Annotated in this window: 14 protein-coding genes and 1 pseudogene; 6 read left to right on the top strand and 9 right to left on the bottom strand. The window is 64.3% G+C overall.

The annotated features are described in order from the left end of the window. A partial coding sequence (locus JOY50_RS26470) for an IS3 family transposase (protein WP_243055057.1) occupies positions 1-99 on the top strand: 99 nt, incomplete at its 5' end. Positions 100-230: 131 nt separating this feature from the next. On the opposite strand, the gene JOY50_RS26475 is transcribed toward JOY50_RS26470, so the two are convergent. After that, on the bottom strand, positions 231-437 hold the full coding sequence (locus tag JOY50_RS26475; RefSeq protein ID WP_132840917.1) for a metallothionein: 207 nt from the start codon (positions 435-437) through the stop codon (positions 231-233). Continuing rightward, positions 434-898: a phosphotransferase system, HPr-related protein gene (locus tag JOY50_RS26480; protein WP_243056080.1), complete on the bottom strand. Its 465-nt coding sequence runs from the start codon at positions 896-898 to the stop codon at positions 434-436. The genes JOY50_RS26475 and JOY50_RS26480 overlap by 4 nt, the downstream gene beginning before the upstream one ends. Positions 899-1025: 127 nt before the next feature. Between JOY50_RS26480 and ligD the strand changes: the two genes are divergently transcribed. The 5 genes from ligD to JOY50_RS26505 are packed head-to-tail and all read left to right on the top strand — an operon-like array spanning position 1026 to position 6630. Further along, on the top strand, positions 1026-3527 hold the full coding sequence (ligD, locus tag JOY50_RS26485) for a DNA ligase D (RefSeq protein ID WP_243056081.1): 2502 nt from the start codon (positions 1026-1028) through the stop codon (positions 3525-3527). A 40-nt stretch (positions 3528-3567) separates the two neighbouring features. Then, positions 3568-4611 (top strand): acyl-CoA dehydrogenase family protein, encoded by a 1044-nt coding sequence (locus JOY50_RS26490; protein ID WP_132840910.1) that lies wholly within the window; start codon positions 3568-3570, stop codon positions 4609-4611. Further along, entirely contained in the window at positions 4608-5363 is a 756-nt protein-coding gene (locus JOY50_RS26495) for a PIG-L deacetylase family protein (protein WP_132840908.1), read from the top strand. Before JOY50_RS26490 ends, JOY50_RS26495 begins: the two co-directional genes overlap by 4 nt. Before the next feature lie 11 nt (positions 5364-5374). Further along, positions 5375-5974 carry a bifunctional 2-polyprenyl-6-hydroxyphenol methylase/3-demethylubiquinol 3-O-methyltransferase UbiG gene (locus JOY50_RS26500; RefSeq protein WP_138736371.1) on the top strand — a complete coding sequence of 200 codons (600 nt, stop codon included), beginning with the start codon at positions 5375-5377 and terminating at the stop codon, positions 5972-5974. Next, positions 5971-6630, top strand: a complete 660-nt coding sequence (locus JOY50_RS26505; RefSeq protein WP_132840903.1) for a glycosyltransferase family 2 protein — start codon at positions 5971-5973, stop codon at positions 6628-6630. Before JOY50_RS26500 ends, JOY50_RS26505 begins: the two co-directional genes overlap by 4 nt. A gap of 10 nt (positions 6631-6640) precedes the next feature. On the opposite strand, the gene JOY50_RS26510 is transcribed toward JOY50_RS26505, so the two are convergent. The 7 genes and pseudogenes from JOY50_RS26510 to JOY50_RS26540 form a co-directional block, all read right to left on the bottom strand. Beyond that, positions 6641-7228 carry a nucleosidase gene (locus JOY50_RS26510; protein WP_138736370.1) on the bottom strand — a complete coding sequence of 196 codons (588 nt, stop codon included), beginning with the start codon at positions 7226-7228 and terminating at the stop codon, positions 6641-6643. A 56-nt stretch (positions 7229-7284) separates the two neighbouring features. After that, positions 7285-8391 carry a carboxylate-amine ligase gene (locus JOY50_RS26515; RefSeq protein WP_132840897.1) on the bottom strand — a complete coding sequence of 369 codons (1107 nt, stop codon included), beginning with the start codon at positions 8389-8391 and terminating at the stop codon, positions 7285-7287. A gap of 6 nt (positions 8392-8397) precedes the next feature. After that, entirely contained in the window at positions 8398-9351 is a 954-nt protein-coding gene (locus tag JOY50_RS26520; protein ID WP_243056082.1) for a class I SAM-dependent methyltransferase, read from the bottom strand. Next, positions 9351-10682, bottom strand: a complete 1332-nt coding sequence (locus JOY50_RS26525) for an iron-containing redox enzyme family protein (RefSeq protein ID WP_243056083.1) — start codon at positions 10680-10682, stop codon at positions 9351-9353. The genes JOY50_RS26520 and JOY50_RS26525 overlap by 1 nt, the downstream gene beginning before the upstream one ends. Before the next feature lie 18 nt (positions 10683-10700). Continuing rightward, on the bottom strand, positions 10701-10898 hold the full coding sequence (locus tag JOY50_RS26530; protein ID WP_132840890.1) for a hypothetical protein: 198 nt from the start codon (positions 10896-10898) through the stop codon (positions 10701-10703). A 59-nt stretch (positions 10899-10957) separates the two neighbouring features. Continuing rightward, positions 10958-11083: pseudogene (locus JOY50_RS26535) on the bottom strand (general stress protein); the annotation flags it as partial. A 204-nt stretch (positions 11084-11287) separates the two neighbouring features. Then, the gene (locus tag JOY50_RS26540) at positions 11288-12571 is read right to left on the bottom strand and encodes an NTP/NDP exchange transporter (protein WP_132840956.1); all 1284 of its coding nucleotides are present in this window, start codon (positions 12569-12571) and stop codon (positions 11288-11290) included.

Consider the following 12571-nt stretch of genomic DNA (forward strand, 5'->3'; position numbering starts at 1 on the left):
GAGTACATCCACTACTACAACCATGACCGTATCAAGCTAAAGCTCAATGGCATGAGCCCTGTGAAATACAGGGCCCATGCTGCTGAGGCTGCTAGCTGAAGCTGTCCAACTTTTCGGGGGCAGTCCACATTGTGGGAGCGGCTTTAGCCGCGAACACCGGCAACGCCGGTGCCATCCACCGCGTTGTAGCCTTCGCGGGTAAACCCGCTCCCACAGGTGCAGTGCCTGCATCAGCCCCGCATTGTTTCATTCACGGGATTGTCTGTCGCACTCTCCCCCGGCTTTTCGCCACAATGGCAGTCCTGCATCCGGCACGCCTCACCACCGCGGTGCCCGCTGGCGCAGGCTTCGCAGCAATAGGCCTTGCCGTCGCGCTGCAAGGCGGTGGCATCCACGGTGCAGGAACAATGCGGGCAGGCACAGCGTTGTTCGTTCATGGCTTGCTCTCCTCGTCGTCAATCACGTCGTCGGTCCAGGGCACGCCATCCAGCGGTGCAGATCGCGCCAGCTCGGCCTCGTCCAGGCCCATGCCGCCACCGATCTCGTCGGCGTCCACCTGCCGCAAGCTCTGGTCTGCCGGGCCACCGCTGCCACCCGGTTCGTGTGGGTCGCGGGCACCGGTTTCGTCCAGCAAAGTATCCGGGCTCAGGTCGTCATAGGTGACATTGTCCTCATGCAGGCTGTCGCTCAGCGCCTCGCCCCCGGTCATGCCGCTTTCGGCCACGCGCCGAGGTGGAAACTCCCGGGCGACTTCATCGGCCGGTCGCTCGTCGCCCACACGGCCTTCACGGTCGTCCAGGCGTTCATCGAAGTCGAGCTCATGGACGCTGCCCATGCGGTCTTCGGTATCGTCGATTTCAGGGGGGATATACGGCTTTGGTTCATTTGCGCGTGCCATGTGCGTTCTCCGTCAGGTGGCTTCATTAAGTCGACTGCGCGGGCTTGTGGAAGATTCAGAGTTTTTTGAACTACCACCCCGCGCGGCGCCTCCCACCTTAGAGACTGCGAACTGCCCGGAAACCGCCATGGCCAAGCCCCTGCAGGAATATGCGCGCAAGCGCGACTTCAACGCCACGCCCGAGCCCAGCGGCAAGCGTAGCCGTGGCAAGCGCGCGCATGCGCTGCAGTTCTGCATCCAGAAGCACGACGCCAGCCACCTGCACTACGACTTCCGCTTGGAACTGGATGGCACCCTGAAAAGCTGGGCGCTGCCAAAGGGGCCCTCGTTGGACCCTAAAGTGCGCCGCCTGGCCGTACACGTCGAGGACCACCCGCTGGATTACGCCGACTTCGAGGGGCATATCCCCGAAGGCCACTATGGCGCCGGTGATGTAATTGTGTGGGATCGCGGCATATGGGAGCCCGAAGGCGATGCGCAGGAGGCCTACGCCAAAGGCAAACTGCGTTTCCGCCTGCAGGGCGAAAAGCTCAGCGGCGTATGGAACCTGTTTCGTACCCGCCTGGACGGCAAGAAAGAGCAATGGATGCTAGTGAAATCGCACGATGACCAGGCACGCAGCGAGGCCGACTACAGTATCGTCGAGGCCCAGCCCGACAGCGTACTCAGCGACCGTACCCTGGTACCGCGCAAGGCCGCTGCGAAAAAGGCTGCCGCACCGCGCGCCAGCCGTAAACGCACCGGTAAAGGCCCGAAAGTGCCCTTGCCTGCACAGCTGCAGCCGCAGCTGGCCACCTTGGTCGACACGCCACCCAGTGGTGACTGGCGCTACGAGGTCAAGTTCGACGGCTACCGTATCCTGGCCCGTATCGACGGCAAGGACATTCGCCTGTTCACCCGCAATGGCCATGACTGGAGCAGCAAGATGCCCCGGCAGGTCGCCGCCTTGCGCGAGCTGGGCATCGATTCGGCCTGGCTCGATGGTGAAATGGTAGTGGCTGACGAGAATGGCGCAGCCGATTTCCAGGCGTTGCAGAATGCCTTCGACACCGAGCACGACGAAAACATCACCTATTACCTGTTCGACTTGCCGTTCCTGGGTGGGCAGGACTTGCGCCAAGTAGCGCTGCAGGGCCGGCGCGACACCTTGCGCCAACTGCTTGAGCACGATGAGTCAGGTGTACTCAAGTTCTCCGCAGACTTTAACCAGCCCGTCGAGTCCCTGCTCGACAGCGCCTGCCGGCTTGAGCTGGAAGGCCTGATCGGCAAGCGGGCAGACAGCCTGTACAGCGGCCGTCGCAGCCCGGACTGGGTCAAGCTCAAGTGCAAGCAACGCCAGGAGTTCGTGATCGTCGGCTACACAGACCCCAAAGGCAGCCGCAGCGGCTTCGGGGCCCTGCTGCTGGCCTTGCACTATAACGAAAGCGGTGAGTTGCGCTACGCCGGCAAGGTCGGTACCGGCTTCAGCACCACCACCCTGGCCAGCATTCATGCACGGCTCAAACCCCTGCAAATCGCCAAGCCAGCCTTGGCCAAGCCGCCTACCGGTGCCGAAGCGCGAGGTGTGCACTGGTTGCAACCGCAGCTGCTGGCCGAAGTCGCCTATGCCCAGATGACCCGTGACGGCATTGTGCGTCACTCGGTGTTCCATGGCCTGCGCGATGACAAGGCGGCCACTGCCATTGACCTGGAGCGCGCCATGCCCGCCAAGACCGTGCCCAAAAGCAACAAGCAGGCGAAGGCGCCTGAAAACCTGGGTGAGCTGCGCCTGACCCACCCGGACCGGGTGATCGACGCCACCACCGGCGTGACCAAGCGCGAGGTCGCCGAGTATTACGCCAGCGTCAGCCAGTGGATCCTGCCCCAGCTCAAGCAACGCCCGGTGGCGCTGGTGCGGGCCCCGGACGGCCTGGCCGGCGAGCTGTTCTTCCAGAAAAACGCAGGCCAGCTGCACATACCTAACGTCGTCAGCTACGAAAAGGCCGAGGCCGGCCAGGCGGCGATGGTCATCAATCGCCCGGACACCCTGCTGGGTGCCGTGCAGATGAACATGCTCGAACTGCACACCTGGAACGCCACCGACAAGGACTTCGACAAACCAGACCGCTTCGTCCTCGACCTCGACCCTGACCCCGCGCTGCCCTGGAAGGCCATGCTGGAGGCCACCCAGCTTACCCTCACCCTGCTCGACGAGCTGGGCCTGAAGGTGTTCCTGAAAACCAGTGGAGGCAAGGGCATTCACCTGGTCGTGCCGTTGACCCGGCGGGCGGGCTGGGACGAGGTCAAGGACTTCAGCCACGCCATTGTCGATTACCTGGCCAAGCTGTTCCCGGACCGCCTGAGTGCGGTGTCGGGGCCGAAAAACCGCGTGGGGCGGATCTTCATCGACTACCTGCGCAACGGCAAAGGCGCCACCACGGCCTGCGCCTACTCGTTGCGCGCCCGTGATGGGCTACCGGTATCGGTACCGATCTGGCGCGAGGAACTGGCGCAAATCAAGGCTGCCAACCAATGGAACATCGCCAACCTGCGCGAGCGCCTGGCGGAAGTCGATGACCCGTGGGCCGACATGGGCAAGGTACGCCAGACCATTACCGCGCACATGCGCAAGCAACTGGGGCTGAAGTGATGGCGCACCGGCGATTGGATATGAACCTGGAGACACGCCCATGAGTATTATTCAGGATTTCAACCTGACCACCCTTGACCGCCTGTTACGTACCTTTGGCGAGCGCCAGCAACCGCTCAACCTCGATACCCAGCTGCCGCAGCTGATCCAGGCGCTGCAAGCCGACCATCTCGACCTGCTGCCACTGCCGGGGCAAGGCAACACGTTGCGCCGCTGGCAGACCCTGGCACGGGTGGCGGGCTGCGACCTGGCGCTGGCCAAGCTTTATGAGGGCCACACCGATGCCCTGGCGATCCTGGCTGAGTGCGGCGCGGCGCACCACGCCGCCGACGGCATCTGGGGCGTGTGGGCCGCCGAGCCGCCCGATGCCCGCGCGCAGATCACGGCGCGCGAAGGTGACCAGGTGCGCCTGCAGGGCCGCAAGGCCTGGTGTTCCGGGGCTTTGCAGATCGACCGGGCGTTGATTACCGCCTGGGATGAGTCGGACCAGCCGCAACTGGTGGCGATCGAGCTATCGCACCCGAGCCAGGGCCTGTCTATCGAAGATTGGCAAGCGGTGGGCATGGCTACTACCGCCAGCGTCGAGGTGACATTCGACGACACGCCAGGCACCCTCATCGGCATGCCAGGCCAATACCTTGCCCGCCCTGGTTTCTGGCACGGCGGCGCGGGCATCGCTGCCTGCTGGTACGGTGCGGCCGAGGCGCTGGCAGACTACCTGCGCGAACATTGCCGCAAGCCTCGCCCCGACCCCCATGCCGATGCGCACCTGGGCGCAGTGGATGCTGCGTTGTACGGTGCCCGGGCTGCGCTGCGCGAATGCGCCGCCTGGATCGACCGGCAGCCAGGGGTAGATGCCAGTTTCGAAGTACGCCGCACGCGTGCCCAGGTGGAACAGGCCGTGGAACGCGTGATCAGTCACGTTGGGCGTGCGTTGGGCGCCACGCCGTTCTGCCGCAGCAGCCATTTTGCCCGTCTGATCGCTGATTTGCCGGTATTTATGCGCCAGAGCCACGCTGAGCGCGATCTGGCGGAGCTGGGCCAGCAGTTGGCCCAACTGCCGGCGGGGGTATGGCAGCTATGAGCGAGAACCTGATCCAGTCTGCCAGTGGCACACCGTGGGCCGACTGGCAGCAAGGTGCCCACCTGGCGCGCGCTACTTGGCTCGATCCATTGCAACTGTGCCCACCGGGGCGCCGGCTGGTGTTGATTGCACCGCATCCGGACGACGAAATTCTCATGGCAGGCGGTCTACTGGCCGGCTTCAAGGGCCGTGAGGATGAACTGATGCTGATTTCCGCCACTGACGGTGAAGGAAGTCACCCCGGCTCCAGCCACTGGACCGAACACCGCTTGCGCCGGCAGCGTCCGCAGGAAAGCCGCCAGGCCCTGTTGCAGCTTGACCTGGACCTCGCCCATCTGGACTGGCGCAGGCTGCACCTGAAGGACGGCCAGTTGCCGCGCGAAGAGGCATTCCTGGTCAGTCACCTCACCCAGTTGCTGCGGCCCGATGATCTGTTGATGGCCACTTGGCGTAACGATGGCCATTGCGATCACGAGGCCGTTGGCCGTGCGGCGGCACACGCGGCCGCCGCCCGCCAGGTGCAATTGGCCGAGGTGCCGGTCTGGGCCTGGCACTGGGCTGCGCCCGATGACCCGCGCCTGCCATGGCCCCGTGCGCACCGCCTGCAACTTGATGAAAGCCGCTTGGCCCGCAAGCGCAAGGCCTTGGCCGCCCACGTCAGCCAGCTGGAGCCGGACGCTGAGCAGCCGCCAGTGCTGCCAGCCCGGCTGATGGAATGTCTGCTGCAACCTTTCGAACTGGTGTTCCTGTGAGTGGAGCTGTCATGAGCCTCGATCCGCAATATTTCGCCGAGCTGTATGCCACTAACGAAGACCCCTGGGCTTTTCGCACCCGTTGGTACGAGAAGCGCAAACGCGAGCTGGTGATGGCCAGCCTGCCACGCCAGTGCTATCAGCGCGTGTTCGAGCCAGCCTGTGCCAATGGCGAGCTCAGTGCGCTGCTGGCTGACCGCTGCGCCGACCTGCTGTGCCAGGACCTGGACCCGACGGCCGTAGCGCTGGCCCGCGAGCGCCTTGCCGATGTGCCCAACGCCTCGGTGGAAATGGCCCGGCTACCGGCGGACTGGCCGGGCGGGCGCTTCGATCTGATCGTGCTCAGCGAAGTCGGTTACTACCTCGACCCAACAGACTGGCTGCAGGTCCTCGAGCAATCGGTGGCCAGCCTGACCTACGACGGCGGCCTTCTGGCCTGCCACTGGAAGCACCCCATAGTGGGTTGCCCACAGGACGGCCGGGAGGTGCACCGCATGCTGGCCCGGCACCTGCCGCTGCATCAGCAGTTCCGGCATGAGGAGGCAGATTTCGTGCTGGAATACTGGTCCTGCCAGCCCAGCGTGGTCGACCTGGATGAGACCTGCCCATGATTGCCGTGGTCATCCCGGCGCACAACGAAGCCCGCCGCCTGGGGCGCTGCCTGCGGGCGGTGCTGATCGCTGCCACGCAAGCGCAGCAGTTGGGGCACCAGGTGGAAGTACTGGTGGTGCTGGACCGTTGCAGCGATGGCAGCGCCGCCGTGGCGCGGCGGTTCGGCGTGAAGGTTTTGGAGGTTGATGCCGGTAATGTCGGCATGGCTCGCCGGGTAGGAGCGGCGCACATGGTCGAATGTGGTGCGCAGTGGCTGGCGTGCACAGACGCCGACAGCCAGGTGCCGTCGCACTGGCTGGTGTCGCAGCTGGCCTGCAGCGCCGAGGTGGTGTGCGGTACCGTGCATGTCGAGTATTGGCAACCCTGGCAGAAAGCTGCCCTGCGCAAGCTGTACCAGAGCCGCTATGAAGCGCGGGAAGGCCATCGGCATGTACACGGCGCCAACCTGGGTGTGTGTGCTGCTGCCTATCAACGCGTGGGTGGCTTCCAGCCCCTCGCGGCGCATGAAGATGTGCAGCTGGTCAGCGACCTTCAGGCCAGTGGCGCGCAGATTGTCTGGACCGCCAGGCACAGCGTGGCCACCAGCAGCCGCCTCGACAGCCGCGCCCGCGAGGGGTTTGGTGATTATCTGGCGGGGTTGCAGGCACAGGTGTGATCAGCCTTGGTCACACCTGGCTGAACAGCACCCGCTTGAACGCCTCGGCCGCCAGGTGCACCTGCACCGCCCAATCCCCGGCGGCATCGCTGCCGGCATCATCGGAAATGTACTTCAGGCACACAAACGGAGTGCCTTCGGCGCGTGCGATCAACGCCAGCACATAGGCTTCCATGTCGACCACGTCATAAGGCGCGTCGCCATGGTTGATTTCGAAGCTGTCACCGCTGCCACAGGTTTCCAGAGGCAGGCCGGGGATTGCTGCGCCATGCTCCAGGACTACCGGGATATCCGACAAGGGGGTTTCGTAACGGGCAAAGCCCAGCGGTGTCACGTCCATGTCGCGTTGTACGAAACGGTTACAGCACACCACCTGGCCCTTGCCATGACGCTGGCTGCCAGCCGAGCCAAGGTTGACGATAAGTCTGGGCCTGCGGGTTGCAATCGCCTTGGTCAGTGCGATCGCCGCATTGACTTTGCCAATGCCGGTGAACACGGTGTTCACCTCGGTGAAGACATCGCCAGCCTCGGCCTCGAGGGCGAAGACGAACAGCGTGTCATCCAGGGAAATGTCGGGGAATTGCTTGATCAGCATCATGGAGCAGGTGTTTCCGCGTGGCTGCAAGGGGCGCGGCCATTGTCGGCCAACCCCGGCTAATTGCAAGTCCCGGCCGCCACCACGGCCTGCAGCGCCTGTACCTTGCCGAGCCCGCCCTCGATGGCCTGTGCCAGGCAGTGCAACTGCTGGTCGGCATGGGTGCCGTCGCGCAGCAGCTGCCGGGCATGCTGGCAGGCCCGTTCGGCATCCACGCTGTCGACCGGCACCTGCTCCTGCAACTGGCCAAGCCAGCCCTCGGCCGTGACTGGCTGTTGCTCGTACATACCAATGAATTGTGCATGGCGCCCATAGCGCATGGCGCGCCAATAGTTTTCCTGGGCGATCCAGCGCAGTTCGCGGCTACTGGGCAACAGGTCATGGCGACCGGTAATGGCGTGCTCCACCAAATGGCGAAACAGCGCGGCGATGCACAGTGCATCCTCCAGCTGCGGACAGCCATCGCAGATACGCAACTCCACGGTCGGGAAGCGCCGCGAAGGCCGAATGGCCCACCAGAAGTCGCCATCCACAGCCAGTGCACCGGTTCGCTGCAACAGGGCGCGATAGCGTTCATAGGCAGCCCAGTCCGGCAAGGCCTCGGGCAACCCCATGTGCGGCCATTCCCCGCAAATCACTCGGCGGTAGCTCATGTAGCCGGTACGCTGGCCAGCCCACATGGGCGATGAGGTGCTCAGCACCAGCAACAACGGCAGCCAGACCAGCAAACGGTTGATCAGTTGCATGCGGTCACAACCTGGCGGAACCCCAACGTGCACATGCAGGCCGTTGAGCAGGCTTCGCTGGGCTACATGCCGGTAATCGTCGAACAGTTGCTGGTAATGCGCCGGGGCAGCGGCCTTCTGCCGCAGCCAGGCGGCGCTAGGGTGGCTGGCTGCGCCGTAAATTCCCATGCCCTCCTCTGCCAGCGTCATGCTCAGCCGCTGCCGCCTGTGCTGGAAGAACTCACGCGCTTCGTGAAGATGGGTAAACACCGGCGAGGCCAGCTCGATCTGGCTGCGGAACATTTCCTGGGCAAAATATTCGCCCAGCGCTTCGCGACAACGCCCGATTACCGCAGCTGACGGTGTCGGCGGGATCTGGCCCGAGCCCAGCCTCACCAGCAGGTATTCCTCCTCGATGCCAAACGTGCAGGCCCGGGCCATGTTACCTCAGCGATGACGGGTTACCGTGAGCGCCACGGCGGCGATGCGTTCGACCTGCTCGTAGCCGGGTTCGGCCAGTTGCTCGCCAAACACGTCAGGGTCGATCTCGCGGTACACCCAGGCCCATTGTGGCCCCGCCAGGCGCAAGCGGATAGCTTCGAGAAAGGCGTCGCGGCCATCGACAATGGCCACGCCGGTGTATAGCAGCAGGGTGCCGTGGCGGGTCAGGCGTTCGCATGCCTGCTCAACAATGCGCAGCGACAGTTCGGCGCCCAGCGCGCCACCGCCGTGGCGGTAAGTGCGGGCGCTGCGGTCGAGCATGTAAGGGGGGTTGGCGACAATCAGGTCGAACGTACCGCTGACGCCGTCCAGCACGTCGCTGGGCGCTACCGATACGTTGCTCACCCCTGCCAACGCTGCGTTGATCGTGGCGTAGCGCAACGCCAACGGGTTGATGTCCACGGCGCTGACCTGCGCACACTGGGCGGCGCGAGCGATCAGCAACGCACCCACCCCTGTGCCGCAGCCGATATCGACTGCATGCTCGACCGGCCTGGGGTTGTGCTGCAGATGCTCGTGGATGACCTGGGCAAAGCGGTAGCTGTCCGGGCCGAAGAACACCGCATCACTGGCCTCGGTGGGGAACGCTGAATGCACCAGCAGCAGGTCGTCCAGGCTTGACCAGCGCACCGAACTGCCCAGCAGTTCGCCCCTTGGGACCAGCACCTGCGCGCGTTCGAGCAACTCAAGTTCATCATTTGATACGAGGCCTGGGGCGAAAGGTCGGCTCCAGCCGAACACGTCGCGCAAGCTGCTGGCCTGTCCGGAACCGTCGCGGGCATTGACGCGGCTGTGGGTCGCGGGTGTCACGCAGGTAAATCGGTAGCCGTCGGCGCGTAACCGCTGGCCCAGTTGCAGCAACGCCCGGTCGGCCTCGACTTGTGTGGCATCAAGCATCATCAGCGGGGTTCCTCCTGAAGCAGCCCGGTGGTGCGAATGTATGCCCGGGTCGCCGCCAGGCCCTCAGGTGTGGCATGGCGGTTGCCGGCCATGCGCCCTATCAACGCGGCGGGTGCTTCACTGGGCATTTCGCCTTGTGATTCGCCCGGGGATTCGGGCAGGCCCCAGCTACCGGGCGCTACGCGGCGGATCGCGGGCCGCCAGGTGTCGGCGATCCAGTCGTGCCACAGTTGTTTCTCGTAACTGTTGAACACGCCGAACATCACCGCCGCCGGCCCTTCGATCAGCTTCCACCAGCGGCTGTGGGCCGGGTCCTGGCCCCGCACGATCCAGCCCTGGGCCTGCAACGCGGCAACGAACTCGGGCATGGCGCCAGGTGTGGCCAGCCACTGATTGATAGTGCGCTGTTGCAGGCGGCAGCGGTCGGCATGCATGAACTGGCCGTAAACGCGCTTGCGTTCCAGGGCTGCGAACAGTTCATCCTGCAGGTCGAACTGGCGGATCAGGTCAGCTGCCGCAATACCCAGCTCGTTCAGGCGATAACCGTTGCGCACTCTGTCGTAGAACGCTTGCTGGTTGTGCTGGGGGCTGAGCTGGCGCAGGGCCTGAAGCGATAGCTGAGCGTGGCCGCTGGCGGCATTGTCGATCGTCACATGCAACTGGAAGTAATGGCCGTCGATGCCCAGTTCTGCCAGCTCGTTGGTGGTGATCAGCAGGTGCAGCGGTGGTTGTTCATAGCCGAGGTTATAGCCAATGACCTCGGGCAGGTGTGTGTTGCAATGCTGCCCCAGGGCCAGCTGCAGGCTGCCTTGGAGATACCGTGAATCGTCCAGTGGCATCGCCTCTACACACCCCAGGCGGCCTAGCAGACGCTGGTAGATCAGCACATGGTTGCAACGCGGGTCACCATTGCCAAGCTCTTCCAGGTAAGTCCGGATCAAACCGTGGAAACGTGGGTCGCTCCAGTGGTGCAGCGTGCCGTGCAGCCAGGCTCCATCCACCGCTTTGGTCGGTGCAACCTGTTGCAGAAACCACAACGCATGGGCGCGGCTGGTAAAGAAGCGACGTGGTGCGCCTTGCCGGCGTTGCTCCAGGTAGTCGGCATAGCCGGCGGCGACATCGGCAGCGCACCTCGCGCTCCAGGCTGGCAATTTCGAAGGTGAGTCAGGCAGGTCATCCGGCAAGCGTGCAGCACGTGAAAGTTGTTCGTCGAGCCATGCGGCGCTGCCGTCATCGTGGCCTGTCAGCATTGCCTGATAGCGCTGTTGCAGGCTGGACCGCTCGGCGGCCATTGGCAAAATTGGAGCGGTGTCGCGGTTCATCACCCTCATGCCGTGCTCCTCGTGGGCCTACTGGCTCGGTTTCTGCCCCGGCATCGGTTCTGGGTCGGGTGCAGGCTGCGGTGCCGGTTTGGTATCGGGTTGCTGCATCTGCAGCGATGGCTTGCTTGGGTCCGAATCCTTGCCCGGGTGGTCGTTGTCGCGGTCGAAACAGCCGCCGACCAACGTCAGCGAGCCCATCAGGATGATGAATGGAGTCAGTCGCATGGGTACTCCCCTTTGGCTGATTGCAGTGCCAGGTAGCCCCGGCACTGCGCGTCGGTCATTTACGAACGGCCGCCCTTGCGGCCCGACTCGCGATCGTTTGGCGTATTGCTGCCCGAGGACTGGCCGCCCTTGCGCCCTGCTTCGGAAGCCTTCTCACGATCGTTGGCGAAGTTGCCTGGGTTCTTGTTACCGCCCTGGCTGCCTTGTTGATTGCCGGTACGGCTGTTGTCTTTAGTGGCCATGGTGTTCAAACCTCGTATGACTTCGGAATGCACGGCAGGCTGCCGTACACAGATTCGGAGTTCGGCGATATCGCGGGATTCGTTTTATTGCGAAGGGTTCGGACCGGTGGCGTTAAATAAGCGGCGAGCCCATATTTGGTGCACCTGTCAGTCGTGCGGCGGGCTATCCATGCGGGCCTGCTGGCGGCCCAGCCAGCGACCGGTGGCAGCCCAGCCCAGGGCCAGCACTGCGCCAATCAGCATCGCCAGTTGCGGGTGGTCGGCCATCACATCCAGCGCACGCTTGACCCAGCCGCTCAGGGCATCGCCGCCACGGTAGATCACGGTATCGATGAAGTTCTTGGCTTTGTACTTGTCCTCGGCCGGCAGCACGGTGAACAGCATCTCCCGCCCTGGCCGCACCAACGCGTATTCGCCGGCTCGGCGTACCACCATTACCACCACGAAAACCGCGAACACCGGGGCCAGGGCCAGCCACAGGAAGCCTGCGGCCATCACCAGCGGCACGGCCACCAGCAACACCCCCACGCCCAAGCGCCGAGCCAGGCGCCCGGTGAGCAATACCTGGGTAAGAATCGCCAAGGCCTGCACCACTGCATCGATCAGGCCGAATACCTGGGTTTGCCGGGTACGGTCGGTAAAAGTTTCACTGACGATGCGCGCTTGCTCGAAATACAGGAAGGTGCTGACGCTGGCCAGCAACACCACGAACAGGGCAATGCCCAGCAGATACGGGGAACGCAGCACGGCGGTAGCGCCGGCAAACGGGTTGCCGCCCAAGGGCCGCGAGCCCCCGCGCTCGGCCTGCTCTGGTAAGGGGTGGCGCGCTCGCCAGTGTTGCAGAAACAGCGCCGCACCGACACTGCCCAGCAGAAATGCCCCCGCCAGCACCAGCAGCCCGGCATGGCCCAACGGTGCTACCAGCAGGGCGCCGAGGATCGGGCCGCTAAGCCCGCCCAGGCTGGCCCCGGCTGCCAGCAGGCCGAACAGCCGCTTGCCTTGCGCGGTGGAAAACAGGTCGGCGAGCACGCTCCAGGCCAGCGAGATCGTCAGCAGATTGAACACCGATAACCAGATGTAGAAGGCCCTGGCTGCCCATAGACCGTCCGGGTTACCGGCGAACAGCGCCGCGAACAACAACAGGTTGCTGGCAAAAAAACCGTAGGTCCAAGGCAGGATGTGCCTGCGTTGCACCCTGGATGCCAGCCAGCCGAACAGCGGCAGGCACGCCAAGGTGGCGATGAAGGTGCCGGTGAACAACCATTGCAGGTTGTCCACGCCGCCAGCAACACCCATGGTTTCACGCACCGGGCGCAGCATGAAGTAGCCAGTGAACAGCAGGTAGAACAGCAGCAAGCCGGCGATTACCGCCGGCCCTTCGCCGGGCTGGATGTTCAGCCCTTGGTCAAGGCGCCGCCGCCAGCCTTGCAT

It is taken from the genome of Pseudomonas sp. BP01 (genome assembly GCF_022760795.1).
Lineage (GTDB): Bacteria > Pseudomonadota > Gammaproteobacteria > Pseudomonadales > Pseudomonadaceae > Aquipseudomonas > Aquipseudomonas putida_Q.